Genomic DNA, 26,635 nt, shown 5'->3' on the forward strand with positions numbered 1-26,635 from the left:
TATAACGTGATTGCCATTATCTCACCCGCCAAGTCATTAGATTTTGATAGCGCCCTTCCCGAGCATCAATCGACCAAAAACCGGTTCCCCGAGGAAACTGCTAGATTGGCTGGGGCCATATCAAACCTTACCAAAAAGAAGCTTAAGTCGATAATGCCGGTCTCCGACAATCTCATTGATCTCAACCACGGCCGCTACAGCCAGTTTTTTGATCAGACGGAACGCTCCGCGATCTTCGCGTATAATGGCGATGTTTATACCGGCTTTGAAGCGCAAAGCCTGAGCAAGGAAGGACTGGACTTTGCGCAGGGCCATTTGCGGATCCTTTCTGGTCTCTACGGCCTCTTACGACCCTTTGACCCTATCAGGCCCCACCGCCTTGAAATGGGCACCAAGTGGGCGCCCCGTTACAAAAAACTGACCGATTTTTGGAAGGACAAGATTGCTACAGAGTTATCCAAAGACCTTGATGAAACGAACGAACGCGTAATCGTAAATCTGGCGAGCAATGAATATTGGGCAGCTGTTAAGCCGCACACCGACAAATTAGATGCGCGGATTATCGAGGTTGATTTCCGTAAAGATGATCCGAACGGCCCCAAGTTCGTCAGCTTTGAAGCCAAACGCGCGCGCGGCATGATGGCGCGCTATATATGCGAAAACCACCTGCAAAGTGCCGAAGCGCTCAAAGGGTTTGATAGCGATGGTTATCAATTTGATGCTGAAGCCAGCACAGAGAGCAGCCTGCGCTTCGTGCGCTCATGACTGGCAAAACAGCTGTCGTCATAGGTGCTTCCGGCGGCATTGGGAGCGCTATGGCCGATATGCTGGAGCAAGAAGATGAATATACTCGGGTCATCCGCTTCTCACGCGGGAATGATGGTCCCGTATCATTAGATCTCAAATCCGAAGACTCCATTGCATCAGCAGCGATATGGCTCAAGCAACAGGATATCAGCCCCGATCTGGTCTTTGTCGCCACCGGGCTGCTCCACAGCGGTCAAAAAGGCCCTGAGAAGAGTATGAGGGAGCTAGACACTGACTGGATGCTCGAAAACTATCAGATCAACACTATAGGCCCTGCCCTGATTGCCAAACACTTCCTGTCGTTGATGCCAAAAGACAAGATTATCAAGTTTGCAGCCATATCGGCCCGCGTCGGCAGCATTTCGGACAATCGGTTGGGCGGATGGTATGGCTATCGCGCAGCTAAAGCGGCACTCAACATGATGATCCGAAATATGTCGATCGAATGGGCGCGCAAGAACAAGCGCAGCATTATTGTTGCCCTGCATCCTGGCACGGTGGACACAGGCCTTAGCAAGCCATTTCAAAGCAACGTTCCGCCCGGAAAGCTCTTCGACCCGGAGCGCGCGGCACTGCAACTACTCGACGTTCTGGATGGCTTGAAACCGGTTGATAGTGGCAAGATTTTTGCTTGGGATGGTGAGGAAATCAAACCCTGAAATCTGCCGCTGTTTTTTAATGTAAATTCAGCCTGAAAAGCTGGCTTTTACAAGCCACTTCCCCTAAAAGAATCACAATAAAAGAAACCAGCAAAAACCCAAGTAAAAAGGCCCGTTTGTGAACGAACAAACCACTGCTCCAGAACCGTCTGATATTGAACCTATTGATATCGTCGATGAAATGAAATCCAGCTACATGGATTATGCCATGTCCGTGATTGTCAGCCGCGCGCTGCCCGATGTCCGGGATGGCCTGAAGCCGGTTCACCGGCGAATATTATTTTCATCCCAAGAAGGCGGCTTCGTTGCTGGACGCCCTTATCGCAAATGCGCCAAAATTGTCGGCGATGTGATGGGCAATTATCACCCCCACGGCGACAGCGCGATTTATATGGCTTTGGCGCGGATGACGCAGGACTGGTCAATGCGCGTGCCGCTGATCGATGGTCAGGGTAATTTCGGTTCGATGGACCCCGATATGCCTGCATCAATGCGGTATACAGAGGCACGGTTGAACAAGGTGGCCAACAGCCTGCTCAACGATCTCGACAAGGATACCGTCGATTTTGTCGATAATTATGACGGCAGCCGCAGAGAACCCTCGGTTCTGCCTGCCCGCTTCCCCAACCTGTTGGTCAATGGCGCGGGCGGTATCGCTGTCGGCATGGCAACCAATATCCCGCCACATAATCTCGGCGAGGTGATCACCGCTTGTCTCGCTTATATGGATAATTCAGGGATTACAGTTGACGAACTGATCGACATTATTCCTGGCCCTGATTTTCCAACGGCACCTTTGATATTGGGTCAATCCGGTGCCAAATCAGCCTATAAAGAGGGGCGCGGATCGATCATGATGCGCGCGCGTCATGAAATTGAAGAAGGACGCGGCGACAAACGTTCCATTGTTCTGACTTCCATTCCTTTTCAAGTTGGCAAGTCAGGTCTCGTCGAGAAAATTGCCGAAGCAGCCAAAGACAAGCGGATTGAAGGCGTTTCCGACATTCGCGATGAATCAAGCCGTGCCGGTGTCCGCGTCGTTATCGACCTGAAACGTGATGCTACCGCTGACGTGGTGCTAAACCAGATCTGGCGCTTCACCCCCGCCCAATCGAGTTTTCCCGCTAATATGCTGGCGATTCGTGGTGGTCGGCCCGAAGTACTCAACCTACGCGACATAATCGAAGCGTTCGTCAAATTCCGCGAAGAAGTCATTACCCGCCGAACCAAGTTTGAACTGAATAAAGCCCGTGAACGCGCGCATGTCTTGCTCGGGTTGGTCGTAGCGGTCACCAATATGGATGAAGTGGTTCGTATCATTCGCGGATCATCAACCCCTGTGGAAGCTCGAGAGTCCTTGTTGGCCCGGGAATGGCCGATTGCCGAAATTGCTGGCTATATCAAACTGGTCGAAGCAACTGAAACCGAGGTTGAGGGCGATATTTACAAGCTCTCTGCCATTCAGGTCAAAGCGATATTGGATCTACGCCTGCAGAAACTGACTGCTCTTGGCCGTGAAGAAATTGGTGATGAATTAAAAGAGCTTGCAAGCGCTATTGAAGAATACCTCTCAATATTGGCCGACCGCGTCAAACTCTATGCCGTGATGCGGGAAGAGCTGGAAACGGTACGCGATGAATTTGCGACGCCGCGTGTCAGTGAAATTACCGCCGCCTGGGATGGTCTAGAAGACGAAGACCTGATGGAACGTGCGGAAATGGTCGTGACTGTGACTCATGGCGGCTACATCAAACGGACACCGCTGGACACCTTCCGGGCGCAGCGCCGCGGTGGCAAAGGCCGGGCAGGAATGGCGACCAAGGACGAGGACGCGATTACCGAATTGTTCGTCACATCAACGCATACGCCGGTGCTGTTTTTCTCTACTCACGGCAAGGTTTACCGCCTGAAAGTCTGGAAATTGCCAGAAGGCGGGCCTCAGACCAAAGGACGACCGATGGTCAACCTGTTGCCGCTGGCTGAGGGGGAAACCATTTCAACCGTTCTTCCATTGCCGGAAGATGAAGCGGAATGGGGTTCTTTGCATGTAATGTTCGCAACGGCAAAGGGCAGCGTGCGGCGTAACAGCATGGATAGTTTCACCAACGTCCCATCCAACGGCAAATTTGCTATGAAATTTGATGAGGATAGCGACGATCACCTGATCGGCGTGGAATTGCTCACTGATGATGATGATGTGTTGTTGGCAACCAAGAACGGCAAAGCGATCCGTTTTGCCGGAGATGCCGTGCGGTCTTTCCAAAGCCGCACATCTACCGGCGTCCGTGGGATTGCGCTGAAAGATGATGACGAAGTGATTTCCCTATCCGTATTGCGCGGGTTTGAGGCTACAACCGAGGAACGTGACGCTTATTTGAAAGCCGCGCCTTGGAAAGAGAATGAAAACACGTCCGAACTTTCTTCCGAGCGTTTGGCCGAGTTCTCGGAAACTGAAGACTTTATCCTGACGGTCTGCGCCAATGGCTATGGCAAGCGCTCAAGCGCCTTTGAATATCGCCAATCCGGACGCGGTGGTCAGGGCATATTGAATATCGACAATATCAAGCGCAACGGGACGGTAATCGCCAGCTTTGAGGCCAAGAATGAAGAACAGATCATGCTGGTCACCGACCAAGCCAAGCTGATTCGCATGAAAGTCGCGGACATGCGTGTGATTGGGCGTAATAGCTCGGGCGTAAAGCTCTTTGATGTCTCACCGGGTGAAACGGTGGTTGGCGCGGCCAAGATCGATGAAGAAGATGAACCGGAAAACGAAGCGGAGGAGTTGGTCGCCGAGGAATTAGCGGCTGATACTACACCAGAAACTTCCGCAGAATCCGAAACCGGAGATGACCCCGAAACATGACTGCCAGCGCGCCGAGCTTTTCAGTTAAAGACGGCGCGCTGAGCTGGCCAGAAATTGCGGATATGCGGGAACGCATCTACCCGCCTGAAAAACTTATCAACACACCAATGCACGGCATTGAATGGTCATATGCACAAAGACGCGTGTTGCTATATGCTGACAATGCCGTTCGAGCTGTAGCAGGCATCCATGAACGCGAAGTCTTGTGTGACGGCCACAAAACGGCGGTTGCGGGCATCGGTGGCGTCATGACTGAGCCTGAATTTCAGGGTCAAGGCTATGGCAAACAGGTCATGCTTCATCTGATGGATTTATTGCGAACCGAAGCCAATTGCGCCTTTGGCCTTTTGTTCTGCGAAGATCATAACACTGCTTTTTACGATAAACTGGGCTGGACTCCGTTTGAAGGCGACCTTGTAGTTGAACAATATGGCAAAAGCGGTCCATTTGCGTTTAGGAATACCATGGTGCTACCCATTTCCAAACCGGCCCAGATTAAGGGCCATATCGATTTATGCGGGCTTCCTTGGTGAAACCCTGCCACTTATTCGGGGATTGAGGAGAGGATCATATGTCCATCATTGCCACACCTTCTGGCCAGGCCTGTGGGGCCACTGTTACTGGAATTGACCTGTCAGGGCCACTAAATGACAAACAAGTGGCCGAAATCCGTGCCGCTTGGCTGGAGCATCATGTATTGTCCTTTCCGGGGCAAGACATGTCCGATGATGATCTCGAACGCTTTACGCTCTACTTTGGCGGCTTTGGCCATGATCCGTTTTTCGATCCGATTGAGGGTCGTGAACATATCGCTGCGATCCGCCGGGATGCAGATGAAACATCACCGCTTTTTGCCGAAAACTGGCATAGTGACTGGAGTTTTCAGGAGCATCCGCCTGCTGGTACCTGCCTGCGGGGCATCACAATACCGCCTTCTGGAGGCGACACGCTATTTGCCAATCAACATGCGGCACTTGACGTCATGCCGTCAGAGATGCGTGCGAAACTGGAAGGCAAGATCGCCATCCACAGCGCCAAAATGGCTTATGCGCCCGATGGGGCTTATGGTGAAAAGGATGAAGGCCGCAGTATGGCTATTCGTCCGGACGAATCTGCGCGAGAAACTCAGCTTCATCCGCTCATTCGTGCCCACCCAGAAACTGGCAGGCCTGGCCTGTTCAGCTGCATGGGCTATATTATCGGATTTGAGGGCATGACGCAGCAGGAAGCCCTACCCCTGTTAACCGAGCTTTATGCTTGGCAAAGTCGCGATGAGTTTGTCTATCGGCATAAGTGGGAGCCGGGAATGCTGGTGATGTGGGACAATCGCTCGGTGCTCCACTGTGCTACCGGTGGCTATGAAGGCCACGACAGACTGCTCCACCGAACTACTATAGCAGCCAGTAACTGATATCAGGGGTTTGGCACCGCCATCTCTTTACGCAAAGTCCGCACTACGCCGGTCACAATCAAAAACTGCCCGACATAATAAAGCGGCCATATGGTCCAATCTGGAATAACTGAATTTTCTAAAAATCCCATTCTGGAAAAGATAAATAGGTCAGAAATAATGAACATTAGCGCACCAATACCAACGCGATAGCGCGGAAAGCTGCTAGTCCATGCCATTGCTGCCATGACCGCTAGAAACAGGCTGTAAATCGCAAGGCCAAGAGCTTCCGTTCGATCAAAGGGTAGCGACCATGCGATGAACATAGTGATCGGAACCAATAATATGGCGAAGGTTTTTTGGCTGAAAGAGGTTTTTTCCCGCCGATGTCGGGCATAAAGCCAGATCGCAATACAATGACCGACGATGAAAGCGCCTGCCCCCGCCATGAGGTCAAATTCAATCAGCATATCGCCCAAAGCACCAAAGGCCATAACGGCAGCAATCAATCTACCTTCAAAATTATGCGCTCGCCGCATGGCATAGACGGCAAGAAAGCCAACCCCTGCCCCTTTCCAGAACATCAGGTACATGCCCGGTATATTGCCGTCTTTCACAAAGAAATAGCTGATACCAAACAACAGGCTCAGCAATAAATAGGGACGAGACTCAATGATCGCGCGTTTCATTCCACCCGCCTATCACGCTCTCCCACTCTCTGCCAGATTGACTTTTGCAATTTCCGGCAACACAGAGACGCCATGACACAGGTACATATTATTGGTGGCGGCCTCGCCGGATCAGAAGCAGCATGGCAATTGGCAGAAGCAGGCATAAAAGTGCGCTTGTCCGAAATGCGTGGCAGCGGCGATATGACGCCCGCGCATCAAACGGACGGATTGGCTGAACTGGTCTGCTCCAACAGCTTCCGGTCCGATGATGCTGAGAAAAATGCGGTTGGCTTGCTCCATGCAGAAATGCGCGATCTGGGCTCAATCATCATAGGCGAAGGCGACAAAAACCGCCTGCCCGCAGGTTCCGCTCTGGCGGTGGATCGCGATCATTTCTCTGATGGTGTGACCAAAGCACTCAGCGAACATCCAAATATTGAAATTGTCCGCGAACGGATCGACCAATTGCCCGAAAGCGGTTTGACCATTGTAGCGACCGGGCCGCTCACCGCCATGACGCTGGCACAAAGCATTGGTGCAGCAACCGGGGAAGATTCTCTGGCGTTTTTCGACGCCATTGCGCCGATTGCTCATAAAGACAGCATCAATATGGATATCGCATGGATGCAGTCCCGCTGGGACAAAATCGGTCCGGAAGGTGATGGCAAGGACTATATCAACTGCCCGATGAATCGACAGCAATATGAAGCCTTCATCCAGGGGTTGCTGGAGGGCGAAAAGACCGATTTCAAGGAATGGGAGAAAAACACACCCTATTTCGAAGGTTGTATGCCAATTGAAGTCATGGCGTCACGTGGTCCCGAAACCCTGCGCTTTGGACCGATGAAGCCCGTCGGCCTGACCAATGCACATACAGGCGAAAGTGCTTATGCTGTGGTTCAGTTGCGCCAGGATAATGCCCTCGGCACTTTATGGAATATGGTCGGGTTTCAAACCAAACTGAAATATGGCGCGCAAGCAGAATTGTTGCGATCTATTCCAGGTCTTGAAAATGCAGAATTTGCACGGATGGGGGGACTGCACCGGAACACGTTCATCAACGCACCCAAATTACTCGATCGGGAAATGCGTCTCAAAAAGGCACCGCATATCCGCTTTGCTGGTCAGATTACCGGCTGCGAAGGTTATGTAGAAAGTGCCGCAGTTGGGCTAATGGTCGGGCGCATGGTAGCAGCGGAAATTAGGGGCGAACCTTTCGCCTATCCACCACAGACAACCGCCTTTGGTGCGTTACTGTCTCATATTACCGGCGGTGCGGATGCGCGGGACTATCAACCAATGAACGTCAATTTCGGTCTTTTCCCACCGTTTGAGCAGCGTGTAAAAAAGAAAGAGCGAAAAGAAGCTTACACCGCGCGTGCCCGCAAAGACTTTGCGGATTGGCGACAATTATCAACTGGAGAGCCGCAAGCCGCCTAGGTTTGAACCTCTAACATTTACATCGGGCCGCTTTGCGCTTCGGTCGTGTTGTCCGGAATTCCTCTCTTGTTAACTGGCCATCTCCGTCTTTGTCCGCTCCGGCGAAACGATCGCTGGTTGCCACCGCCCATTCTTCAAAAGTCAGTAAATTATCACCATTCTTATCTAGGGCTTTGAATGCTTTGGTGCGGCTACTCATCAGTTCAAGCCGCGTGATAACTTCATCGCGATTGCGATCATAGCGATTGAATCGCCGTTCTTCCCGAGACGCTTTATAAGCTTTCGGAGGGGTTGGTGGTGGGGGACCAACAGCCGGAGCATTTTCATCGGCTTCTGGCAAACCCTCTGGCTCGCTCTGTTCCGGCGGCGGTGGTGGTGGTGCGTCTGGAAACACAACTTCCTGCCCGTTGGCGCCAATCCAGAAAAACAAGCCGGCGGCCATCAACAGCATCATAGTTCCAGCACCGGCGACATATCGTTTCATGTGCCGCCTGCTCCTTACCGCTATTTCGTCTGGTGTTAACAGCCGGTAACGCCGTGCCAGATGATCTTACTAGCGACCCTTGGCCGATAAAGATCGGCTGTTAACGAACCTTTTGTGGCATCGCTTTGTGCCAATTTACAGAAAATTGAGAGCGGCCGACCGCTACTGTCAAAATGAACCGACGGCGCGCGTTCAAAAAGTCTTTGGCATTTATCAAAAGCCTGCTCGCGCATATCAGGATCACTACAATGGCGCGCAAAATCCCAAAGTGCCCAGCCTTGCGCCACGGTTTTCTGATCATCAGTCAGATTATCATTGCCTCGAAGTGCAAACTGGAAGACCCCTTCTCCTCGTTTCGCAGCATATTGGTCAAATTGCCGGCAATCCCAAGGAAAGTCATCCAGCAGAAACTCCCAACCTTCCAATAAGTCCAATAAGGGTGTCAGATCGGTTCCTTGCCGCTCCGCTTGGTTTATCAACGCAACCAGCGGTTCCCCCTTCGGTCGCTCCGCGGCAGCCTTGGTTAAAATATCGCGCCACCAGGTTAACCGCATTTGTCCAATCAATGTTTCGGAGGTGGACCGGATAACCTCCGCCAATCTCGAATCCAGTGCAAAAGCAAGTGCATAGCGCGCGCGATCAGGGCGTTTTGCATAGGCCAAAACCAATCGTCGCAACGGATCCAATTGTAAAAGCGCGTCATTCATAGCGACGCCGTCGCCAGTTTTCCGTCGAAAATCAAGGTAAAGATCGCTTTAACCAAAGCCTTTGGTCAGCCGCTAACCCTTTTCTCTCTATCAGACACGCTGAATTGAAATCTATCGACATGATTTGTTGACGCAAAAACAAGAGGCCAGGGGCATGGTTACTAACAACGAGAAAAAATTGCAGAAGTCATTTTTGCAAAAATTGCGGTCGGATACGACTGGTAATACCATAGCCATGGCGGCGGCAGCAATTTTCCCTATTGTAGGAGTTATTGGCGGCGGCGTTGATATTGGTCGTGGATATATGGCTAAAGCCCGATTGCAACAAGCATGTGACGCGGGTGCGTTGGCTGGACGTCGATCTATGACGGCTGATACGATGGAGGATGCTGACAAAGTTCAAGCGCGAAAGTTTTTTGATTTTAACTTTCCAGAGGGAAGCTTTGGTACGGACCCATTTGTAAAAATAAATGGCGAAGACAATCCTCGGTTCGTTGACGGTGTCGAACCAAGGACAGTTGATGGGTTCGCACAAACCCAAATTCCAACCACGTTGATGAAGGTTTTTGGCAACGACTATATGACAGTCAAAGTGTCCTGTGTGACACGTTTGGACGTCGGCAATGTCGACGTCATGATGGTGCTCGATTTGTCGGGATCGATGGACTGGAAGCCTAACGGACAAACCACCAGTGTCGAAACGGAAAAAAGAATTCATGGCCTTCGTGAAGCTGTGAAAGATTTCTACGGAACGCTCGGTACGGGCGGCGGCGGTGGAGCGGTGAACAATCAGATACGATATGGCTTCGTAAACTATAACTCTCATGTAAACGTCGGCGAACTTCTACACAAAGAAAACGCTGCCTGGCTCGTTGGCGGAACCGGCGTCGAAGCAGATGATCGTTGGTCATACCAAACCCGCCGGGGCACATGGGAGGTTCCGAATCCCAACTACATTCCGCCTGATCCCAATTATGATCCACGTACGGATTCTGCTGCTACGCCGATATCGACTACGACTGATACCGACTATGAGCTTTTGACCCAGTTAGATGGACCAGAATGCACGACACAATTTGGACAAAACCAAAGTGTGCCAGGGTATTGGACCGCAAATCCAAGTGGTAATCCAATCGTAACGCTTGATACAAGCGGCCAATATTCAGTGCTGACAACAGTAACCTATTCGTACCATAGTTGGGACGGTTCGACAGGTAATCCACCTTCGAATGCCGTTGGCTCAGCTTACTGGAAAGACTGTGAGCGCGAAGTTGTTACCGACGTCGAAACCTATGAAAAACAAGGTGGGAACGGTGAGCCCGAATTTATAACTGTCGATAAATGGCAATCCGATGCCGTCAGCTTTAGCGGCTGGGAATACGGGCAATTTACCCATGATGTCTCGGAATATGTTGCCTCGATTGATTCGAACGAAGATCCTGTTCAACGTCCGACAGAGAACGGTTTACGGCTTGATCGATGGGCCGGGTGTATTGAAGAACGCGATACAGACGCCACAATCACCAAGGATAGCACAGTTATAACCGATGCTGCGCTTGATCTGGATATCGATCTAGTACCCACCGATACAGCATCACGTTGGCGCCCGCTTTGGCCGGGTGTTGAGTATAAAAGAAACGGAGATAGTGTCGGAGGGTCGCAATGTACGACACCATCAAGACGCTTGGCTCAATATGACTCGATCACATCGCCGGGGCTCGATAGCAATGGAGATGAAGTGGGAGGAAATCTAACCACTTATATTGACAATTTGACCGCTACCGGCGCGACAAACCACACCATCGGAATGATCTGGGGTGCAAGACTGCTGTCCGAGAATGGCCTATTTGCTACCGAAAACCAATATACCGGAAACGGCTTTCCTATCGGTCGTCATCTCGTTTTCATGACCGATGGAGCGATGAACTTCAATGGCGATAGATATAATGTCTATGGTTACAATCAGCTGGATGGCAGGATTGCACCAACTGGGACAAACAACAACAATATGGATGACATTCAAGAAAATCGTTTTCAATTGATATGCCAAGCCATCCGCAACCAAGGTGTTACAATTTGGGTAGTCCAATTTGGTGTGAACAACGTCACCCAAGCCATGGAAGATTGTGCATCAAGTGCTGATCACGCCGCGCCGGCAACGGACAATGATTCGCTGCAGGCCGCATTTAGCAATATTGCCAAAACCATCGGCGGATTGAGGGTATCACAATGATCGATCGTAAAAAGCTCGAAAGCCTGTTTTGTAAGGATGAGGAAGGCGCCACGCTGATGGAATTCGGTTTGGTAGTAGGGCCCTTAATGATGATCCTACTGGGTGTGACGGACCTTGGTTATCAAGGATATTTGGACACACTCGCCAAGTCTAAATTGCATGAGATATCACGGCAAGCTTCGACCGGTGCGTTGACGGTAACTCAAATCGAGCAAAAGGTGGAAGAAGAGTTAAAACCGCTGCTGCTCAAAGGTGTCGAACCGAAAGTCTTTGTTAAAAGCTATTTCGATTTTACCAGCATTGGTAAACCTGAAAAGTTGCTTACGGATGACAATGGTGATGGAAACCTTGATCCAGGCGACTGCTATCTAGATGGCAATCGCAATGGTGAATTTGATGTGAACTTCGGTAATAGCGGTACTGGTGGACCCGATGACATTGTGAGTTACACGATTGAGATCGAGTCACCTCGCCTTTTCCCATTGGCAAAAATGTTCGGATGGAGCGAGACGATGAAAACCACAAACACCACCGCTGTTCGCAACCAGCCCTATGGCGATCAAACCGACGTCCCAGAAATATGTGAGCCTATCGTATGATTTACAACAACATTTTTGACTCATTAGAAAACGCAAAAAGTAAATTTAGCAAGCTTTCGCTTGTGAAAGACACCAGCGGCCTCGCTTTAGTCGAATTTGCCTTTACAGCACCGCTGCTACTAACATTTGGGTTAGGTGGTTTGGAAACAGCGAATCTAGCAATTGCTCACCTTCAGGTAAGCCAAGTTGCCATGTTGGCTGCGGATAACGCCTCACGCGTGCGAAGCACAATCGATGAGGCTGATATTCGTGAAATATTCACTGGCGTCCACCTTACCGGTAACAGCATCGACTTCTCACCAAACGCCAGAGTCATTTTGTCCAATTTAGAACATAACGGACTATTAGGTTCTGACGCCGGGCAGTGGATCCGTTGGCAAAGATGCTATGGTAGCAATACGAACTATACTTCCAACTATGGCGCCGAGGGCGATGGTCAGAACGATTCATCGCTTGCCGACGGCATTGGTCCAGTTGGAAAGAAAATCGAAGCCACAGCAGCAACTGCAGTAAATTTTGTCGAAGTAATATATGACTATAAGCCGCTCGTATCGGACAGAGTTTTCGGGAACGTGGTCATTCGATATCAAAGCGCTTTTGTGGCCCGAGAACGCGCTGACCATGCTTTGAGAAATGCAAGCGGCATCGCCAACTCTGACCTTTGGACATGTAATCGTTACGATACCATCAGCTAACGATAGCAAACCTTCTTAGCGGCTGCGATAATCCGATCACTGTCGATCAACGCTGCCTTCTCCAAGTTCGCAGCATAAGGGAGCGGGACATCTTCGTTGGTGACGCGTACAACTGGTGCGTCGAGGTTATCGAAGCCTTGCTCCATACAAACAGCGATAATCTCGCTGGCGATGGAACAGGTCGGCCAACCTTCTTCAGCAACCACCAAACGATTGGTTTTCGCAAGACTTGTCAAAACTGTTTCGGTGTCGAGTGGACGTAGCGTGCGCAAGTCGATGACTTCGGCATTAATCCCCTCGCCCGCTAGCGCGTCTGCTGCCTCCAACGCAAGGCCTACTCCAATGGAGTAACTTACGATTGTGACATCCGAGCCTTCACGCATGATCCGTGCTTTGCCAATAGGCAGGACATAATCTTCGATATCAGGAATTTCAAAAGAACGACCGTAAAGCAGTTCATTCTCCAGAAACACCACCGGATCAGGACATCGGATTGCAGCTTTCAGCAAGCCTTTGGCATCGGCAGCATCATAGGGCGCGATGACGATGAGGCCTGGAACACTCGCATACCATGGTCCGTAATTCTGGCTATGTTGTGCACCGACACGCGATGCAGCACCGTTTGGACCGCGAAAAACAATTGGGCAGCGCATCTGGCCGCCGGACATATAATTAGTCTTGGCTGCGGAATTAATGATGTGGTCAATCGCCTGCATCGCGAAGTTGAACGTCATGAATTCCACTATGGGTTTCAATCCCCCCATGGCCGCACCAGCACCAATGCCGGCAAAACCGTGTTCCGTGATAGGCGTATCTATTACCCGCTTAGCACCAAATTCATCCAGCAGACCTTGGGTTACTTTGTAAGCGCCCTGATACTCAGCGACTTCCTCGCCCATAACAAAGACGGCATCATCCGTCCGCATTTCTTCGGCCATGGCATCACGTAGCGCTTCACGGACAGTAATGGTGGCCATAGCCGTGCCTTCGGGAATGGCTGGATCATCAGCGCGAGACACAGGAGCAGCTGGAGCATCTTCCGGAGTTGGCTCTGGAGCAAGTTCGGTCGCTGCCTTAGGTGCCGGAGCTGGCGTTGATGCAGCGCTTTCTTCTTCATCTTCGCCGATCATCTCGGCAATAACTGTTCCGACCGCCACTTCATCTGTGCCGTCAGCAATTAAAATTTTGGAAATCACACCTTCATCGACCGCTTCAAATTCCATTGTGGCCTTATCAGTTTCAATCTCAGCCAAAATATCGCCGGAGCTTACTTCATCACCCTCTTTGACCAGCCATTTGGCAAGCGTACCTTCTTCCATCGTCGGCGACAGCGCGGGCATTTTCAATTCGATCGCCATTAATATTGCTCCACCAACACGTCAGTATAAAGTTCAGAAGCCTCTGGCTCGGGAGATTCCTCAGCAAAATCAGCCGCCTCCATCACAGTCTTCCGCACTTTTTTATCCAGTGCTTTCAGATCCTCTTCCTTGACGCCTTGTTTCATCAACATGGCTTTCACCTGCTCGATCGGATCGGATTTTTCACGAACGCCCTGCACCTCATCACGGCTGCGATATCTTGCCGGGTCGGACATCGAGTGACCGCGATAGCGATAAGTTTTGAGTTCCATCAAAACTGGCCCCTTGCCGCTGCGCACATATTTCAAGGCTTCTTCAACCGCGCCGCGCACCGCCAATACATCCATGCCATCAACCTGCATACCCGGAATGCGGAAACTTTCCCCGCGACGGTACAACTGGTCCTCCGATGAGGATCGATTGACGCTGGTCCCCATCGCATATTGATTATTCTCGATCACGAAAATGACTGGCAGTTTCCAAAGCTCCGCCATGTTGAAACTCTCGTAAACTTGCCCCTGGTTCGATGCGCCGTCTCCAAAATAGGCCAAGCAAACGCCGCCGTCTTCCTTATATTTATGTCCGAAAGCCAGACCTGTACCGAGCGACACCTGTGCACCGACGATCCCGTGCCCACCATAGAAACCATGCTCAACGGAGAACATGTGCATCGATCCGCCCTTACCTTTGGAAATACCGGATGCACGACCGGTTAACTCAGCCATGACAACATTAGGATCGATACCGCAAGCCAACATATGACCATGATCGCGGTAACCGGTAATCACACTGTCTTTCCCCGGCTCAATCGCCGATTGCAGTCCGGTCACGACAGCTTCCTGACCGATATAGAGATGACAGAAACCACCAATCAGACCGAGGCCATATAACTGCCCTGCCTTTTCTTCAAAGCGTCGGATGAGCAACATCTGCTCATAAAAGTCCATCAACTCAGTCTTGTTGGCTTTGTACATTGGCGTTTTTATTGTCGGCAATCGACTAGCCGCCTTTGCCGTTGTTTTCTTTGGCGCTCTTTTAACGGGCGCTTTTGATTTTGATGGGGCTTTCTGGGGAGATTTTGCCACGCTTGCAGTTTCCTGTCCTTCTGGTTTCACAACACCATAAACAGATAGGGCTAATTTCCCAAGCCTAATACGTTGGAAATAGCACAAAAAATTGAATTGGAAATCGGATGCTATTTTAGCGGAACGATAATCTCGTCCGGGTGAACAAAATTGCCTTCTTTGCGCAGCAATTCACCGACCAGATCAGGGTCAGCACCATTGGGATCAAGCAGCTCCACGCGGTTCTTCAACGCATCCCGCTCTGCTTCAAGAGCAGCAAGCTGTGTACCCCGTTCATCAAGCGTGGTACGATATTCGCCCCAAGCCAAAACTCCGGTCGGACCAAGCACCGCATAACCAGCAATGGCAAGCAGAGTCAGCAGCGCAAAGCCGGGTCCAAGCGCCGCTTTGATCAAACCACCAATTTTCTCTTTATGTGCCATATTTACTCTTGAATCAGAATATTGATTCGCTGGCAAGCGCATTAACACTTTTATTTCAAATTAGCTGTTTCAAGCCGTCGAAATGCCCTTTAGCCAAGACTATCTCAGGAAAAAATCGATCGCCCCGCATAATGTGCGACCGTATCGAGTTCTTCTTCAATCCGGATCAGTTGATTATATTTAGCGAGCCGGTCTGACCGTGCAAGGCTGCCTGTTTTGATCTGCCCACAATTTGTGGCGACTGCCAGATCAGCAATGGTCGCATCTTCGGTTTCGCCAGAACGGTGCGACATCACGGCCGTATAAGATGCATTATGCGCCATACGAACAGCTTCCAACGTTTCCGATAGCGTGCCAATTTGATTGACCTTCACCAGCAAACTATTGGCCAAGCCATCTTTAATGCCCTGTGACAGCCGCGCCGGATTGGTGACAAACAAATCATCTCCGACCAGTTGAACGGTATCGCCGACGGCATCAGTCAGCAGTTTCCAGCCTTCAAAATCATCTTCAGCCATGCCATCTTCGACCGATTTGATCGGGTAGTCTTTGCAAAGTTCCGCGAGATAATCAGACATTGCGGCAGGAGACAAAACCTTGTTCTCGCCAGAAATGTGGTATTCGCCGTCCTTGAAAAACTCGGTCGCAGCACAATCCAGTGCTAGAACAACTTCATCGCCAGCTTTGAAACCGGCCTTTTCAATCGATGCCATAACAAAATCAAGTGCGTCGCGGGTCGACCCTAGATTGGGTGCAAATCCGCCTTCATCACCGACGGCTGTCGCCAAGCCTTTTTCCGACAAGCCGGCTTTTAGCGTGTGAAAAATCTCTGACCCCCAACGTACTGCTTCCGCAATGCTGCCCGCGCCCACTGGCATGACCATGAATTCCTGAAAATCAATCGGATTGTCAGCATGCTCACCACCATTGATGATATTCATCATCGGTACCGGCAACACCCGAGCTGACACACCGCCGACATAACGATAAAGCGGGAGGCCACGCGCATCGGCAGCAGCCTTGGCCGCGGCAAGACTGACGCCCAATAGAGCATTGGCACCCAGACGGCTCTTATTCTCAGTGCCATCCAGCGTGATCATGACCGCATCTAGTTCTTCCTGATCTTCGGCGTCGATACCCAGCAGCGCATCGCTAATCTCTCCGTTAACAGCTTCAATAGCCTTGAGCACGCCCTTGCCGAGATATTTGCTCTTGTCGCCATCCCGCAATTCAACAGCTTCATAAGCACCGGTTGACGCACCCGATGGGACTGCTGCACGTCCAAAACTGCCATCTTCCAGCAATATGTCGACTTCAACAGTTGGATTGCCTCGGCTATCCAAAATCTGGCGGGCGTGAAGATCTAATATGGCTGTCATTTTCGGAAAGACTCCTGCGGAAGATTGCGTATCGCAAAGCCCTTATCGTCATGATAGGCTTGTGGCAATCGCCAGCTTTACAAAACGTGACATGAATACGGTGATTTACCCTTGAATCATAAGGATTAGACACCATCTGTGTTTAAGGGAAAAACCGATCGATAGCATTATCGATTACATTGAAATGGCAAGGGTTTTTGAGGAAGGAATTTTGAATATGGCCGCCGATCAAGGAAAGAAACCAGCAGCGCGCAAGACAACAGCCAAGAAACCGGCTGCAAAGAAGCCGGCAGCCAAACGCACTGCAGCCAAAAAATCTACGCCTGCCAAAGGGGTTAACGTTAAAAAGGCTACCAAGGCAAAACCATCTGCCCCGCTGAAAGCTGGAGCAACCCGCGCCGCCGCTTCCAAATCAAATGCTACAAGCGATCTGAAAGATCGTGCCATAGATAAAGCGCGCTCCACCGCCAATGATGGGAAGACCAAAGCTGGTGAAGCAATTGGCACTTTCAGCGAAATGATTGAGAATAGCGCAAAGACCATCGACGAAAATGTTGGTGAAAAATATGGCGACTATGCTCGCTCTGCCGCTGATGCGGTTTCTTCCTTTGCTGAGAAGGTCAATTCAAAAGATGTGGACGAAATGGTTGATGACGCACGCAGCTTTGTCCGCAAACGGCCTGCCGTTGCTATCGGCGCCGCTGCTGTTGTCGGCCTGCTTGTCTCACGCCTGATCAAGTCAGGGATGGATGATCGCAGCTAGAGTGTGTATCACCAATTCCAAATTGATCGCGATGGGTGATAATGTTGGACAGTAAGAATGCAGCGATAGAGGAAGCGATAGAGGATCAGCCGTCTCCAGATGAAGGTGAAACGGTGCAAACCGACGCGCCCGTATCCAGTACGGACGACAAACCACTCAAGCTGCAGGTCAGTGATCTGGTCGATGATGTCCGCAAGTTGGCGGAAGCAGAAATCGAATATTACCGCGTGAAATTATCCGTCAATATGGCGGCGACCAAGACCGTATTGGTTCTGTTCAGTGTCGCCATCATATTGGGGATTACCACTATGGTTGCCCTGATATTGGGAATTTTGTTGATATTATCACATTATTGGGGACCAGTAGCGGCAACGGGGCTGTTGACGGGTGGCGCTTTGCTGCTGACAACGGTTCTGATGACTATGGCAATAAAACGGGCGCGCAAACTACCTTTGGATGAAAATGATCAATGACCCAGAAAAATGATGATATCTTCAAGCTACGCAACCTTGCGATTGACAAAAAAGAAGCACGCGAAAACCTGAAGGAAGATATTTCCGAGACGAAAGAGCGCTTGCGACCGGCAAATCTTATTCAGGAAGCGAAGGACAAGGCCCTAGACCGCGTTCAAAAAACGGGTGAAAGCGCCTTGCAAGGGGTGAAAGACAACCCTGGAAAGGTCGCGTCAGTGGCCGCTGCTGCCGCATTGCTGGCGCTCCGCAAACCGTTGACCAACTATTTCACCAATCGCAAAGCCGCCAATGACGGCGAGAATGGTGCAGATTCCGAGGAGTGAGTGATGAGTAATTTGTCTGATAATATTGAAAAAGCGCGGGCCGCTTCCCGGGAACGACTGGAAAGTGCCAAAGAAATGGCTGGCGAAGGCACAGGAATAGCTTTGGAGAAAATGTCTGAAAGTAAGCAACGGGCTGCCGCCTTGTTGGGCGACGGTAAAGCGAAAGCCGCAGAAGGCGTAGCCGCGACCAAGCAAATGGCAAAAACCGCTGCGAATAAATCGGAAGAGACTATTACCAAAAGTCCACTAGCCGTGGTTGCCGGTGGATTGGCGCTTGGTGCGTTGGTCGGAGCCTTACTACCCAAGAGCAAAACCGAGACCAAATATGTCGGCGGTGCCGGTAAGAAGATCAATGAAACTGCCAAAAAAGCATATGTTGCGGCGAAAGAAGCAGGACAGGAGCAGATTGAAAATCTCGGTCTCGATAAAGACAGTGTGCAGGATCAAATCAAAGATCTGCTTGGCAAAGCCGCCGAAGCTGCTAAGAGCGCCGCCGAAGCCGCTACCGATGCGGTAAAATCGGAAAAACCAGGCAAATAATCCAAAGATTGGGGCACATATGAGCGAGCGCAGCAAAATTCATCTGGTAATGGGCGGACGGGTCAAGGATCCGCGCGGGCTTGATTTTGAGAATCTCGACCAAGTCGATCTTGTTGGTGTGTTTCCCAATTATGAAGAAGCCGAAGACGTCTGGCGCTCCAACGCTCAGCGTACGGTTGATGATGCCGAGATGAAATATGTTATCGTGCACCTGCACAAACTGCTCGAGCCGGAACTGCCCGCCGAAGACTGATTGCAATGATTAGGCGTTCTTGAAGCGCCATTGCAGCAAGGGCCGGGTCAGAACCAAGCCAGCAACAAATCCACCAATATGGGCAAAAATCGCGATACCGTTGAGGCTACCGCGTGAGGCAACGCCAATCATCAACTGGATACCGATCCAGGCCAATGTCAGCCATGCAATTCGCACGATATGGCCCGGAAATGGCCCGACAGGCTTCACCTCATTGCGCGCAAATAACAACGCATAAGCACCGATTATCGCTGATATTGCGCCACTCGCGCCAACCACTGGGATCACCGACTGGCCATTAACCGCAAATTCCGCTAGCGATGCTGCATAGGCGCCAACTACATAAAGAACCGCCATCAGCTGCGGCCCCAAAGCCTGCTCCACAAAACGCCCACAGAACAGCAGCATCAGCATATTAAACGCAATATGCATCAATCCGCCATGTAGAAAAGCAGAAGACATTGGTGTCAGCCATGCCGGGACCAACCCGCCCATGGCATCAAGCTCAGGCAGACCTTCCCCTAGCCGTATCGGGAAAAACCCCCCGCGCAGAACAGCTTCATCCTGCAATCCGGAAATCCATAACAACAGGTAGATCACGACATTGGCGATGATCAGCCCGTTGGTTAGTTTTCCGTTCGGCAGGTTCATATCAAATCAGATGAACTCGATTTTTTCGAGAAGATAATATTTGTCGCCCGCAGGAACGGTCACTTCAATTTCTTCGCCGACGCTGCGACCGATAAAGGCACGGCCAATCGGGCTGTTATAGCTGATTTTACCGACTTTCGCATCGGCCTCGGCCTGACCCACAAGCTGATATTTCACTGGCTTGTCATCTTCGTCGAGTAAGGTCAGCGTCGCACCAAATACGGCTTTGTCACCCGACAAGGTCGTCGGATCAATCACCTGTGCGCGGCTCAACTTATCCTCGATATCAGCAAGAGTCGCCTCGACCTGACCCTGACGCTCTTTTGCAGCGTGATATTCGGCATTTTCCGATAGATCACCATGGGCGCGCGCTTCCTCAATCGCATCAACAATGCGCGGCCGCTCTTCCTTGAGCGCCTTCAGCTCGGCTTCCAATTTGGCATGGCCCTCGGCCAGCATCGGTACTTTTTCTACAGCCATTTTTGGCCTTTCTTCGTCAATTCACAGCGGTTTTTAGCACCACTGCGTCAAAAATAGGTTCCCGGCGCCCCTCCCTGTGAAGGCTCGCCCGCAGTGTGACAGATTGTCGGGGATTTAAGTCTGCGAAGTCTTATAATAAGACTGAAGCGCACGAACTTCAAGAGTCTCATCACGCATGGCCGCAATTGCCTCCATCGCAGCAACACTTGCCGTCGCAGTTGTATAGTAAGGAATCTTGCCGTTCAGCGCCCCCGCCCGAATAGATTTGGAGTCTTTCAGCGACTGCCAGCCTTCGGTCGTGTTGAAAATCAGATCAACGTCGCTATCGATAATCCGGTCCACTATATGCGGCCGCCCCTCGGCTACTTTATTGATTTTTTCAACGGAAATGCCTCTTTCGCTGAGATAATCCGCAGTTCCGCTGGTCGCGATGATCTTGAAGCCCAATTTCTCTGCCAATCGCGCAGCTGGCTCAATCACTTTCTTGTCCGTTTCTTTCACAGAAACGAACAGCGTCCCGCCATCCGGCAAATGATTATTCGCACCCAGTTGCGCCTTGCCGAAAGCAATCGCAAAGCTCTTATCAATGCCCATAACTTCACCGGTAGACTTCATTTCTGGTGACAGTATCGGGTCAATGCCAGGGAAACGATTGAACGGAAAGACCGCTTCTTTCACAGCGATATAATCGATATGCCTATCAATTGATGGCAAGTCTTTGAGCTTCTCTCCCGCCATCACGCGCGACGCGATCTTGGCAATCGGCACACCAATAGCCTTGGCAACAAAAGGCACCGTCCGGCTGGCGCGCGGATTGACCTCAATGAGATAAACTTCGCCATCTTTTACGGCGAATTGAATGTTCATCAAACCGCGTACTTTCAAACCAAAGGCCAAAGCCTCTGCCTGGCGCTCCATTTCGGCAATAATCTCGTCAGAGAGATTATAGGGCGGGATGGTGCAAGCGCTGTCGCCGCTATGGACGCCGGCTTCCTCAATATGCTGGAGCACGCCACAAACAACGACTTCATCGCCGTCGCAAATCGCATCGACATCAACTTCAACCGCATCGCGGAGATATTGGTCGACCAGCACCGGACTATCGCCCGAAACCTGTACAGCTGTGTTGATATAATCTTCCAGTTGCGCTGGACCGTCGACAATTTCCATAGCACGACCACCAAGCACGAAACTAGGACGGATCAGCACCGGATAACCGATACGTTCAGCGATTTTCACCGCCTCTTCTTCTGTCCGGGCCATGCCATTTTCAGGCTGCTTCAACTTCAAATCATTGACCAGCTTCGCAAAACGTTCGCGGTCTTCGGCCAGATCAATGGCGTCTGGCGTTGTACCAAGGATCGGAATCCCCGCTTCTTCCAACGCATAAGCCAATTTCAACGGCGTTTGTCCGCCAAATTGGACAATCACACCGACCAATTCGCCCTTGCTCTGCTCCACAGTCAGAATTTCGAGTACATCTTCGGCAGTCAGTGGCTCAAAATAAAGCCGGTCGGACGTATCATAATCGGTCGAAACCGTCTCCGGATTGCAATTGACCATGATGGTTTCAAAGCCAGCATCGGCCAGCGCGAAACAGGCATGACAGCAGCAATAGTCAAACTCAATCCCCTGCCCGATCCGGTTCGGACCGCCGCCTAAAATCACGACTTTCCGACGATCAGAAGGCATGGCCTCATTTTCCGGCTCCCCGAAAATCGGCGCTTCATAGGTGGAGTACATATAGGGCGTCTTGGCCTCAAACTCCGCCGCGCAGGTATCGATCCGCTTGAATACGGGCCGGACGCCCAACTTGTGGCGCAATGCGCGCACTTCGGCCTCAGTTGTCGCGCCGGCCATGGCGGCAACGGCATCATGAACCAAGCCGTGTCCACCAGCAACCGCGCGCCCTGCCCCGCCAGCGACGTGGACAGCATCCACAGCCAGCTTCGCAAGCCGTTCATCGGAAAAGCCCATGGATTTGAGTTTGCGTAGCTCCTTTTCGTTATTGGGAAGGCCATTGTCCAATATGTCTGTTTCGGCATCGATAATTTCGCGAATGCGCGCCAAAAACCATGGATCATAATGAGCAATGTCAAAGATTTCTGTATCGCTAAAGCCCTCGCGCATCGCCTGCGCGGCTACCAACAGTCGGTCCGGCGTGGCGCGCGCCAGTTCGGCAGCAATCTCGTCTCGCGGCGCACCGATAAGGTCTTGGACCCGATTAAAACCATCTAATCCGGTTTCGAGGCCGCGCAGCGCCTTTTGCAGCGATTCATGGATATTGCGGCCAATGGCCATAACTTCACCGACGGATTTCATCGCGGTGGACAGCAAAGGCTCAGCGCCCTTGAATTTCTCGAACGCAAAGCGCGGAATTTTGGTTACTACATAATCGATGGTCGGTTCAAACGACGCAGGCGTCGCGCCGGTAATGTCGTTATCAATCTCATCGAGCGTGTAGCCAACAGCCAGCTTCGCCGCGACTTTGGCAATCGGGAAGCCGGTTGCCTTGGACGCCAGCGCAGAACTGCGCGAAACCCGCGGGTTCATTTCGATTACAACAAGCCGTCCATCCTTCGGATTGACTGCGAACTGTACGTTGGAACCGCCTGTTTCGACTCCTATTTCCCTCAGTACCGCCAAAGAAGCGTTGCGCATGATCTGATATTCTTTGTCGGTCAGCGTCAGCGCGGGGGCCACGGTGATCGAATCGCCAGTATGCACACCCATTGGGTCAACATTTTCGATAGAACAGATGATGATGCAGTTATCCGCTTTGTCGCGCACAACCTCCATCTCATATTCTTTCCAGCCTATGAGCGATTCATCGATCAGCACTTCATTGGTTGGAGAGGCTTCCAAAGATGTTCTGATAAAGTGAATAAACTCTTCGCGGTTATAAGCCACACCGCCGCCGGTGCCGCCCATGGTAAAGCTTGGCCGCATGATCGCGGGCAGCCCGATATCTTCAAGAATCTCCAGCGCTTGTTCTTCGCTATGCGCAACGGCAGAACGCGGACTTTCCAGACCGATTTTATCCATCGCAACTTTAAACTTCTCGCGATCTTCTGCTTTATCGATGGCTTCGGCATCCGCGCCGATCATCTGGACGTTATATTTTTCAAGAACACCCATTTTATTGAGCGTCAGCGCCGTGTTCAGTGCCGTCTGTCCGCCCATGGTCGGCAGAACCGCATCCGGGCGTTCTTTGGCGATAATCTTCTCAACAATTTCGGGCGTAATCGGTTCGACATAAGTCGCGTCCGCCATGTCGGGATCGGTCATGATCGTCGCCGGATTGGAGTTCACCAGGATGATCCGGTACCCCTCCTCTTTCAGCGCCTTACAGGCCTGTGTCCCCGAATAATCAAATTCGCAGGCCTGTCCGATAACAATCGGGCCAGCGCCAATGATCAGGATGGATTTTATGTCAGTTCTTTTGGGCATTATGCAGGATTCTCATCAGAAATCGGTCCATTCTCGTTACAGGCAAAACAACCCCAACCGTCATGATCAATGTCATAATCCTGCTCAATTTCAAGGCATTTGCGCGTCAGCTGTCGGATAGTTTCCTGCCGCGTATCGGCGTCGATTTGCAGCTCGATTTGCCACTCGCCCTCGTCCTTTTCGACCAAGGCTGATTGGAAACCGAGCTTTTTGGCGTCGTTTTTCAGCTTGTTCAGGTTCGCAACAGCCCCGACAAATTGCACATTAATCTCTCTGATCACATGCGCTAAATCGCCGCCTGCTGCCATATTCTCCAATATCTCGTCATCGGTCGCCCATTCTTGCGCCAGATATTCGGGATCAACGCTGCTCATTTTTCTGGCTCCTTGCTGTTCATGGCATCCTTGATCATCAGTTCGACCGGATTGGCAAGGATCATATCGGTATGGGCCGAGATAATCTTCGCCATACAATGCAGGCCATTTGATTCCGCAGATGGCGCAGACTCTGTCCGGCTCGCGATCGCACACATTTTGTTGCTATAGTCAGTTAAAGCCAGCTGCGCTTGCTCGACAAAGCCCTTATCGATACCGAGCATGTCCATTTCAGCGAAGACATTGATCATTACACCATCCAAGCGAGCAAGTTGCAAAGATACGTTCATCGCATCACAGGTTGTGCGCTGCCCGCCCGGCAAACCCGTAAAGTCAATCTGGTCATAACAGCTCTGGATATCTTCTTTCGCAGGCCACTTGCCATAGGGAGCAAGCGTGAAATCGATCCCATAGGTTCTGGCCCCCCGCATAGCGCAGTTGAACTTTTCGCCCAGTGCCGGATTGGGTAGCACCCATAAATAGCTGCCGGAACCGTCAGCAGCTTTGTCGTAAAGTACGACATTCTCATCCAACTTACATTCTTCACGAATGACACCGACATAGCGTTCCCCCGCCGATGGATATTCTTCGGCATGGGCAGCAGAACCAACAGAAATTGGCGTAATTAGCAGCGCCGCTATCGCAATCGCAGTGCCAAGCTTTGCCGATTTGCTCAGCATGGCGCAATTTCATGCGGGCGTTGGTGAGCGGTGAGCGGACCACCCGCCTCGACGACAAAACAAAAGCTCTCCCTGCCGGAATGGCAAAGAGAGCTTTTATATGATGATATATCCGGGTTTATTCGGCCGCCGATGAACTCTCGGCGCTTGGCAGTCCGTCCGACAGCATATCCCCAACCATTTCGCTGGCGCAGGCCTGCATGCTGCCCATCATGGCTTTTTCTGCATCCGCTACATTGGCGTCCTCGGGAATATCCTTGGTCATGCAGGTGCAGAGTTTTTCGGGGTCTACGGAGCCCGGAAAGCCATCCGCTTGCTTCATGCATTCCGTCATCGCTTGTTCTTTGACAGGGGTGCAAGCCGCGAACAAAATCGTGGCCGAAATTACGAGAAATTTCCGCATTATGTTTTTCCTTAATATTTGCGTAGATCTCATCACATAGAAAATGTGAATAGAACGGCACGAACCCTGCCCGATCCCCTTCGCAATTTTTAAGGTGGTTTGTCACTATTAGGATTTTACTCTTCCGGCCAATTTTTCATTATTTGCATGATTTATTTTTGTTTTTTACATTCCTGATCACCGCAGCATGTCGACGAATTTCTGAAACAAGTAAAAGCTGTCCTGCGGTCCGGGACTGGCCTCTGGATGATATTGTACACCAAAGGCGCGTTTTTCCTTGAATGATATGCCGCAATTGCTGCCGTCAAACAGGCTAGTGTGGGTTTCCTCTAAGGTATCGGGAAGCGTTGCGCTGTCGACCGCAAAACCATGGTTCATGCTGGTAATCTCAACCGTGCCGTCTTCATGTCTCTGCACCGGATGGTTGGCACCGCGATGCCCCTGAAACATTTTGACGGTCGCAGCACCAGCGGCCAGCGCCAGCATCTGATGGCCCAAACAGATGCCAAATATCGGTACATCCTTGTCGAGCAGCCCCTTGATCACCGGTACAGCATATTCACCCGTCGCCGCCGGATCACCAGGACCATTGGACAGAAACACCCCTGCTGGATCCAACGCCATGATGTCATCAAGCGTTGTTTGCGCAGGAACCACAGTAACTTTTGCGCCGGCCTTCACAAGGTTTCTAAAGATATTCCGCTTCGCACCAAAGTCCAAAGCAACAACATGCGGTCGTGACTCCATTTCATCGAATGGCGTATAGCCATGGCCAAGGCGCCAGACACCGCTGTCCCAAATCTTGGTCTGATGACCTGTAACCTCTACCGCCAGATCCATGCCCTCAAGCCCGGCCCAATCCCGTGCCTTTGCGAGCAGATCATCAATATCAAACTCACCATCAGGGTCATGTGCAATAACCGCATTGGGTGCGCCGGCTTCCCTGATCCGGCGCGTTAACGCCCGCGTATCAACACCGGCCAATCCAATGCGGCCATTGTCAGCCATCCATTGATCAAAGGGCTTGTTATTCCGGAAGCTGCTCGGCTCCGTAACGTCTTCGCGCACGATACAACCCAGCGCGTGCGGGTTATCGGCCTCAACATCCTCGTCATTGGTACCGACATTGCCGATATGGGGGAAGGTAAAGGTGACGATCTGCCCCGCATAGCTGGGGTCCGTCATGACCTCCTGATAGCCGGTCATCGCGGTGTTGAAACAGACTTCACCCACCGCAGAGCCAGTCGCGCCGAAGCCCCTGCCCCACACTATAGTGCCATCGGCCAATACCAATATCCCAGTGGCGCCCTTGGGAGCGGCGGGGATGCTGGTGTCGGTCATGGGCATTGTCCTTTAATATGGCGGGAGCCCCATGCTCCTGCGCTTCAAGCAAATTTCGCCGTGACTAGGTGTAGATTTTTGACGTCACAATCTATGAAAAAAAATAAGT

The 26,635-nt window shown here is 51.3% G+C and carries 28 protein-coding genes; 14 read left to right on the forward strand and 14 right to left on the reverse strand.

Annotation, left to right across the window (positions count from 1 at the left end; all coding sequences use genetic code 11):
- Nucleotides 1–6: 6 nt before the first annotated feature.
- The 5 genes from yaaA to ABJM21_RS08355 all read left to right on the forward strand — a co-directional run bounded on the left by yaaA (nucleotide 7) and on the right by ABJM21_RS08355 (nucleotide 5,743).
- Complete coding sequence (gene yaaA, locus ABJM21_RS08335; RefSeq protein WP_348301598.1) at nucleotides 7–765, forward strand: peroxide stress protein YaaA; 759 nt, start codon at nucleotides 7–9, stop codon at nucleotides 763–765.
- Nucleotides 762–1,466, forward strand: a complete 705-nt coding sequence (locus ABJM21_RS08340; protein WP_348301597.1) for an SDR family NAD(P)-dependent oxidoreductase — start codon at nucleotides 762–764, stop codon at nucleotides 1,464–1,466. The genes yaaA and ABJM21_RS08340 overlap by 4 nt, the downstream gene beginning before the upstream one ends.
- A gap of 118 nt (nucleotides 1,467–1,584) precedes the next feature.
- Entirely contained in the window at nucleotides 1,585–4,332 is a 2,748-nt protein-coding gene (gene gyrA, locus ABJM21_RS08345) for a DNA gyrase subunit A (protein ID WP_348301596.1), read from the forward strand.
- Nucleotides 4,329–4,865, forward strand: coding sequence for a GNAT family N-acetyltransferase (locus tag ABJM21_RS08350; RefSeq protein WP_348301595.1), 537 nt, complete (start codon nucleotides 4,329–4,331; stop codon nucleotides 4,863–4,865). Before gyrA ends, ABJM21_RS08350 begins: the two co-directional genes overlap by 4 nt.
- Before the next feature lie 38 nt (nucleotides 4,866–4,903).
- Nucleotides 4,904–5,743 (forward strand): TauD/TfdA family dioxygenase, encoded by an 840-nt coding sequence (locus ABJM21_RS08355; RefSeq protein WP_348301594.1) that lies wholly within the window; start codon nucleotides 4,904–4,906, stop codon nucleotides 5,741–5,743.
- Between the two features lie 2 nt (nucleotides 5,744–5,745).
- On the opposite strand, the gene ABJM21_RS08360 is transcribed toward ABJM21_RS08355, so the two are convergent.
- Entirely contained in the window at nucleotides 5,746–6,411 is a 666-nt protein-coding gene (locus ABJM21_RS08360; RefSeq protein WP_348301593.1) for a lysoplasmalogenase, read from the reverse strand.
- 72 nt (nucleotides 6,412–6,483) lie between these two features.
- On the opposite strand from ABJM21_RS08360, the gene trmFO reads away from it, so the two are divergent.
- Nucleotides 6,484–7,833 (forward strand): methylenetetrahydrofolate--tRNA-(uracil(54)-C(5))-methyltransferase (FADH(2)-oxidizing) TrmFO, encoded by a 1,350-nt coding sequence (gene trmFO, locus ABJM21_RS08365; RefSeq protein WP_348301592.1) that lies wholly within the window; start codon nucleotides 6,484–6,486, stop codon nucleotides 7,831–7,833.
- A 10-nt stretch (nucleotides 7,834–7,843) separates the two neighbouring features.
- On the opposite strand, the gene ABJM21_RS08370 is transcribed toward trmFO, so the two are convergent.
- Together ABJM21_RS08370 and ABJM21_RS08375 are read right to left on the reverse strand one after the other, a co-directional pair.
- Complete coding sequence (locus ABJM21_RS08370) at nucleotides 7,844–8,317, reverse strand: EF-hand domain-containing protein (RefSeq protein ID WP_348301591.1); 474 nt, start codon at nucleotides 8,315–8,317, stop codon at nucleotides 7,844–7,846.
- 35 nt (nucleotides 8,318–8,352) lie between these two features.
- The gene (locus tag ABJM21_RS08375) at nucleotides 8,353–9,024 is read right to left on the reverse strand and encodes a squalene/phytoene synthase family protein (RefSeq protein ID WP_348301590.1); all 672 of its coding nucleotides are present in this window, start codon (nucleotides 9,022–9,024) and stop codon (nucleotides 8,353–8,355) included.
- 154 nt (nucleotides 9,025–9,178) lie between these two features.
- On the opposite strand from ABJM21_RS08375, the gene ABJM21_RS08380 reads away from it, so the two are divergent.
- From ABJM21_RS08380 to ABJM21_RS08390, 3 genes are read left to right on the forward strand one after another with little or no spacing between them, the layout of a single operon-like run.
- Nucleotides 9,179–11,257, forward strand: coding sequence for a pilus assembly protein TadG-related protein (locus ABJM21_RS08380; protein WP_348301589.1), 2,079 nt, complete (start codon nucleotides 9,179–9,181; stop codon nucleotides 11,255–11,257).
- Complete coding sequence (locus ABJM21_RS08385) at nucleotides 11,254–11,856, forward strand: TadE family protein (RefSeq protein WP_348301588.1); 603 nt, start codon at nucleotides 11,254–11,256, stop codon at nucleotides 11,854–11,856. The genes ABJM21_RS08380 and ABJM21_RS08385 overlap by 4 nt, the downstream gene beginning before the upstream one ends.
- Nucleotides 11,853–12,551, forward strand: a complete 699-nt coding sequence (locus ABJM21_RS08390) for a TadE/TadG family type IV pilus assembly protein (protein ID WP_348301587.1) — start codon at nucleotides 11,853–11,855, stop codon at nucleotides 12,549–12,551. The genes ABJM21_RS08385 and ABJM21_RS08390 overlap by 4 nt, the downstream gene beginning before the upstream one ends.
- On the opposite strand, the gene ABJM21_RS08395 is transcribed toward ABJM21_RS08390, so the two are convergent.
- From ABJM21_RS08395 to eno, 4 genes are all read right to left on the reverse strand, one after another.
- Nucleotides 12,548–13,909, reverse strand: coding sequence for a pyruvate dehydrogenase complex E1 component subunit beta (locus tag ABJM21_RS08395; protein WP_348301586.1), 1,362 nt, complete (start codon nucleotides 13,907–13,909; stop codon nucleotides 12,548–12,550). The two genes, ABJM21_RS08390 and ABJM21_RS08395, sit on opposite strands and share 4 nt — an antisense overlap.
- Complete coding sequence (gene pdhA / locus ABJM21_RS08400; protein ID WP_348301696.1) at nucleotides 13,909–14,904, reverse strand: pyruvate dehydrogenase (acetyl-transferring) E1 component subunit alpha; 996 nt, start codon at nucleotides 14,902–14,904, stop codon at nucleotides 13,909–13,911. Before pdhA ends, ABJM21_RS08395 begins: the two co-directional genes overlap by 1 nt.
- A 200-nt stretch (nucleotides 14,905–15,104) precedes the next feature.
- The gene (locus ABJM21_RS08405) at nucleotides 15,105–15,416 is read right to left on the reverse strand and encodes a septum formation initiator family protein (RefSeq protein ID WP_348301585.1); all 312 of its coding nucleotides are present in this window, start codon (nucleotides 15,414–15,416) and stop codon (nucleotides 15,105–15,107) included.
- Between the two features lie 104 nt (nucleotides 15,417–15,520).
- On the reverse strand, nucleotides 15,521–16,795 hold the full coding sequence (eno, locus tag ABJM21_RS08410; protein WP_348301584.1) for a phosphopyruvate hydratase: 1,275 nt from the start codon (nucleotides 16,793–16,795) through the stop codon (nucleotides 15,521–15,523).
- Nucleotides 16,796–17,012: 217 nt separating this feature from the next.
- Here eno and ABJM21_RS08415 point away from each other — a divergent pair, with 217 nt between their 5' ends.
- Genes ABJM21_RS08415 through ABJM21_RS08435 form a run of 5 tightly spaced genes read left to right on the forward strand, consistent with a single transcriptional unit; the run spans nucleotide 17,013 to nucleotide 19,147 of the window.
- Complete coding sequence (locus ABJM21_RS08415; protein ID WP_348301583.1) at nucleotides 17,013–17,558, forward strand: hypothetical protein; 546 nt, start codon at nucleotides 17,013–17,015, stop codon at nucleotides 17,556–17,558.
- Between the two features lie 41 nt (nucleotides 17,559–17,599).
- Entirely contained in the window at nucleotides 17,600–18,031 is a 432-nt protein-coding gene (locus tag ABJM21_RS08420; RefSeq protein WP_348301582.1) for a phage holin family protein, read from the forward strand.
- The gene (locus ABJM21_RS08425; protein ID WP_348301581.1) at nucleotides 18,028–18,354 is read left to right on the forward strand and encodes a hypothetical protein; all 327 of its coding nucleotides are present in this window, start codon (nucleotides 18,028–18,030) and stop codon (nucleotides 18,352–18,354) included. Before ABJM21_RS08420 ends, ABJM21_RS08425 begins: the two co-directional genes overlap by 4 nt.
- 3 nt (nucleotides 18,355–18,357) lie before the next feature.
- Nucleotides 18,358–18,894 (forward strand): hypothetical protein, encoded by a 537-nt coding sequence (locus tag ABJM21_RS08430; protein ID WP_348301580.1) that lies wholly within the window; start codon nucleotides 18,358–18,360, stop codon nucleotides 18,892–18,894.
- Between the two features lie 19 nt (nucleotides 18,895–18,913).
- A complete protein-coding gene (locus ABJM21_RS08435) occupies nucleotides 18,914–19,147 on the forward strand; it encodes a DUF4170 domain-containing protein (protein WP_348301579.1) in 234 nt (77 codons plus the stop codon).
- Between the two features lie 9 nt (nucleotides 19,148–19,156).
- Here ABJM21_RS08435 and ABJM21_RS08440 read toward each other — a convergent pair whose 3' ends face one another.
- The 7 genes from ABJM21_RS08440 to carA form a co-directional block, all read right to left on the reverse strand.
- Nucleotides 19,157–19,798: a rhomboid family intramembrane serine protease gene (locus ABJM21_RS08440; RefSeq protein ID WP_348301578.1), complete on the reverse strand. Its 642-nt coding sequence runs from the start codon at nucleotides 19,796–19,798 to the stop codon at nucleotides 19,157–19,159.
- A gap of 6 nt (nucleotides 19,799–19,804) precedes the next feature.
- A complete protein-coding gene (gene greA / locus ABJM21_RS08445; protein WP_348301577.1) occupies nucleotides 19,805–20,278 on the reverse strand; it encodes a transcription elongation factor GreA in 474 nt (157 codons plus the stop codon).
- A gap of 114 nt (nucleotides 20,279–20,392) precedes the next feature.
- Nucleotides 20,393–23,728, reverse strand: coding sequence for a carbamoyl-phosphate synthase large subunit (gene carB / locus ABJM21_RS08450; RefSeq protein ID WP_348301576.1), 3,336 nt, complete (start codon nucleotides 23,726–23,728; stop codon nucleotides 20,393–20,395).
- Nucleotides 23,728–24,102 (reverse strand): ribonuclease E inhibitor RraB, encoded by a 375-nt coding sequence (locus ABJM21_RS08455; RefSeq protein WP_348301575.1) that lies wholly within the window; start codon nucleotides 24,100–24,102, stop codon nucleotides 23,728–23,730. Before ABJM21_RS08455 ends, carB begins: the two co-directional genes overlap by 1 nt.
- Nucleotides 24,099–24,782, reverse strand: coding sequence for a hypothetical protein (locus ABJM21_RS08460; protein WP_348301574.1), 684 nt, complete (start codon nucleotides 24,780–24,782; stop codon nucleotides 24,099–24,101). The genes ABJM21_RS08455 and ABJM21_RS08460 overlap by 4 nt, the downstream gene beginning before the upstream one ends.
- A gap of 118 nt (nucleotides 24,783–24,900) precedes the next feature.
- A complete protein-coding gene (locus ABJM21_RS08465; RefSeq protein ID WP_348301573.1) occupies nucleotides 24,901–25,185 on the reverse strand; it encodes a hypothetical protein in 285 nt (94 codons plus the stop codon).
- Between the two features lie 177 nt (nucleotides 25,186–25,362).
- A complete protein-coding gene (gene carA, locus ABJM21_RS08470) occupies nucleotides 25,363–26,526 on the reverse strand; it encodes a glutamine-hydrolyzing carbamoyl-phosphate synthase small subunit (protein WP_348301572.1) in 1,164 nt (387 codons plus the stop codon).
- Nucleotides 26,527–26,635: the final 109 nt, after the last annotated feature.

The organism is Parasphingorhabdus sp. (assembly GCF_039977335.1).
Taxonomy (GTDB): domain Bacteria; phylum Pseudomonadota; class Alphaproteobacteria; order Sphingomonadales; family Sphingomonadaceae; genus Parasphingorhabdus.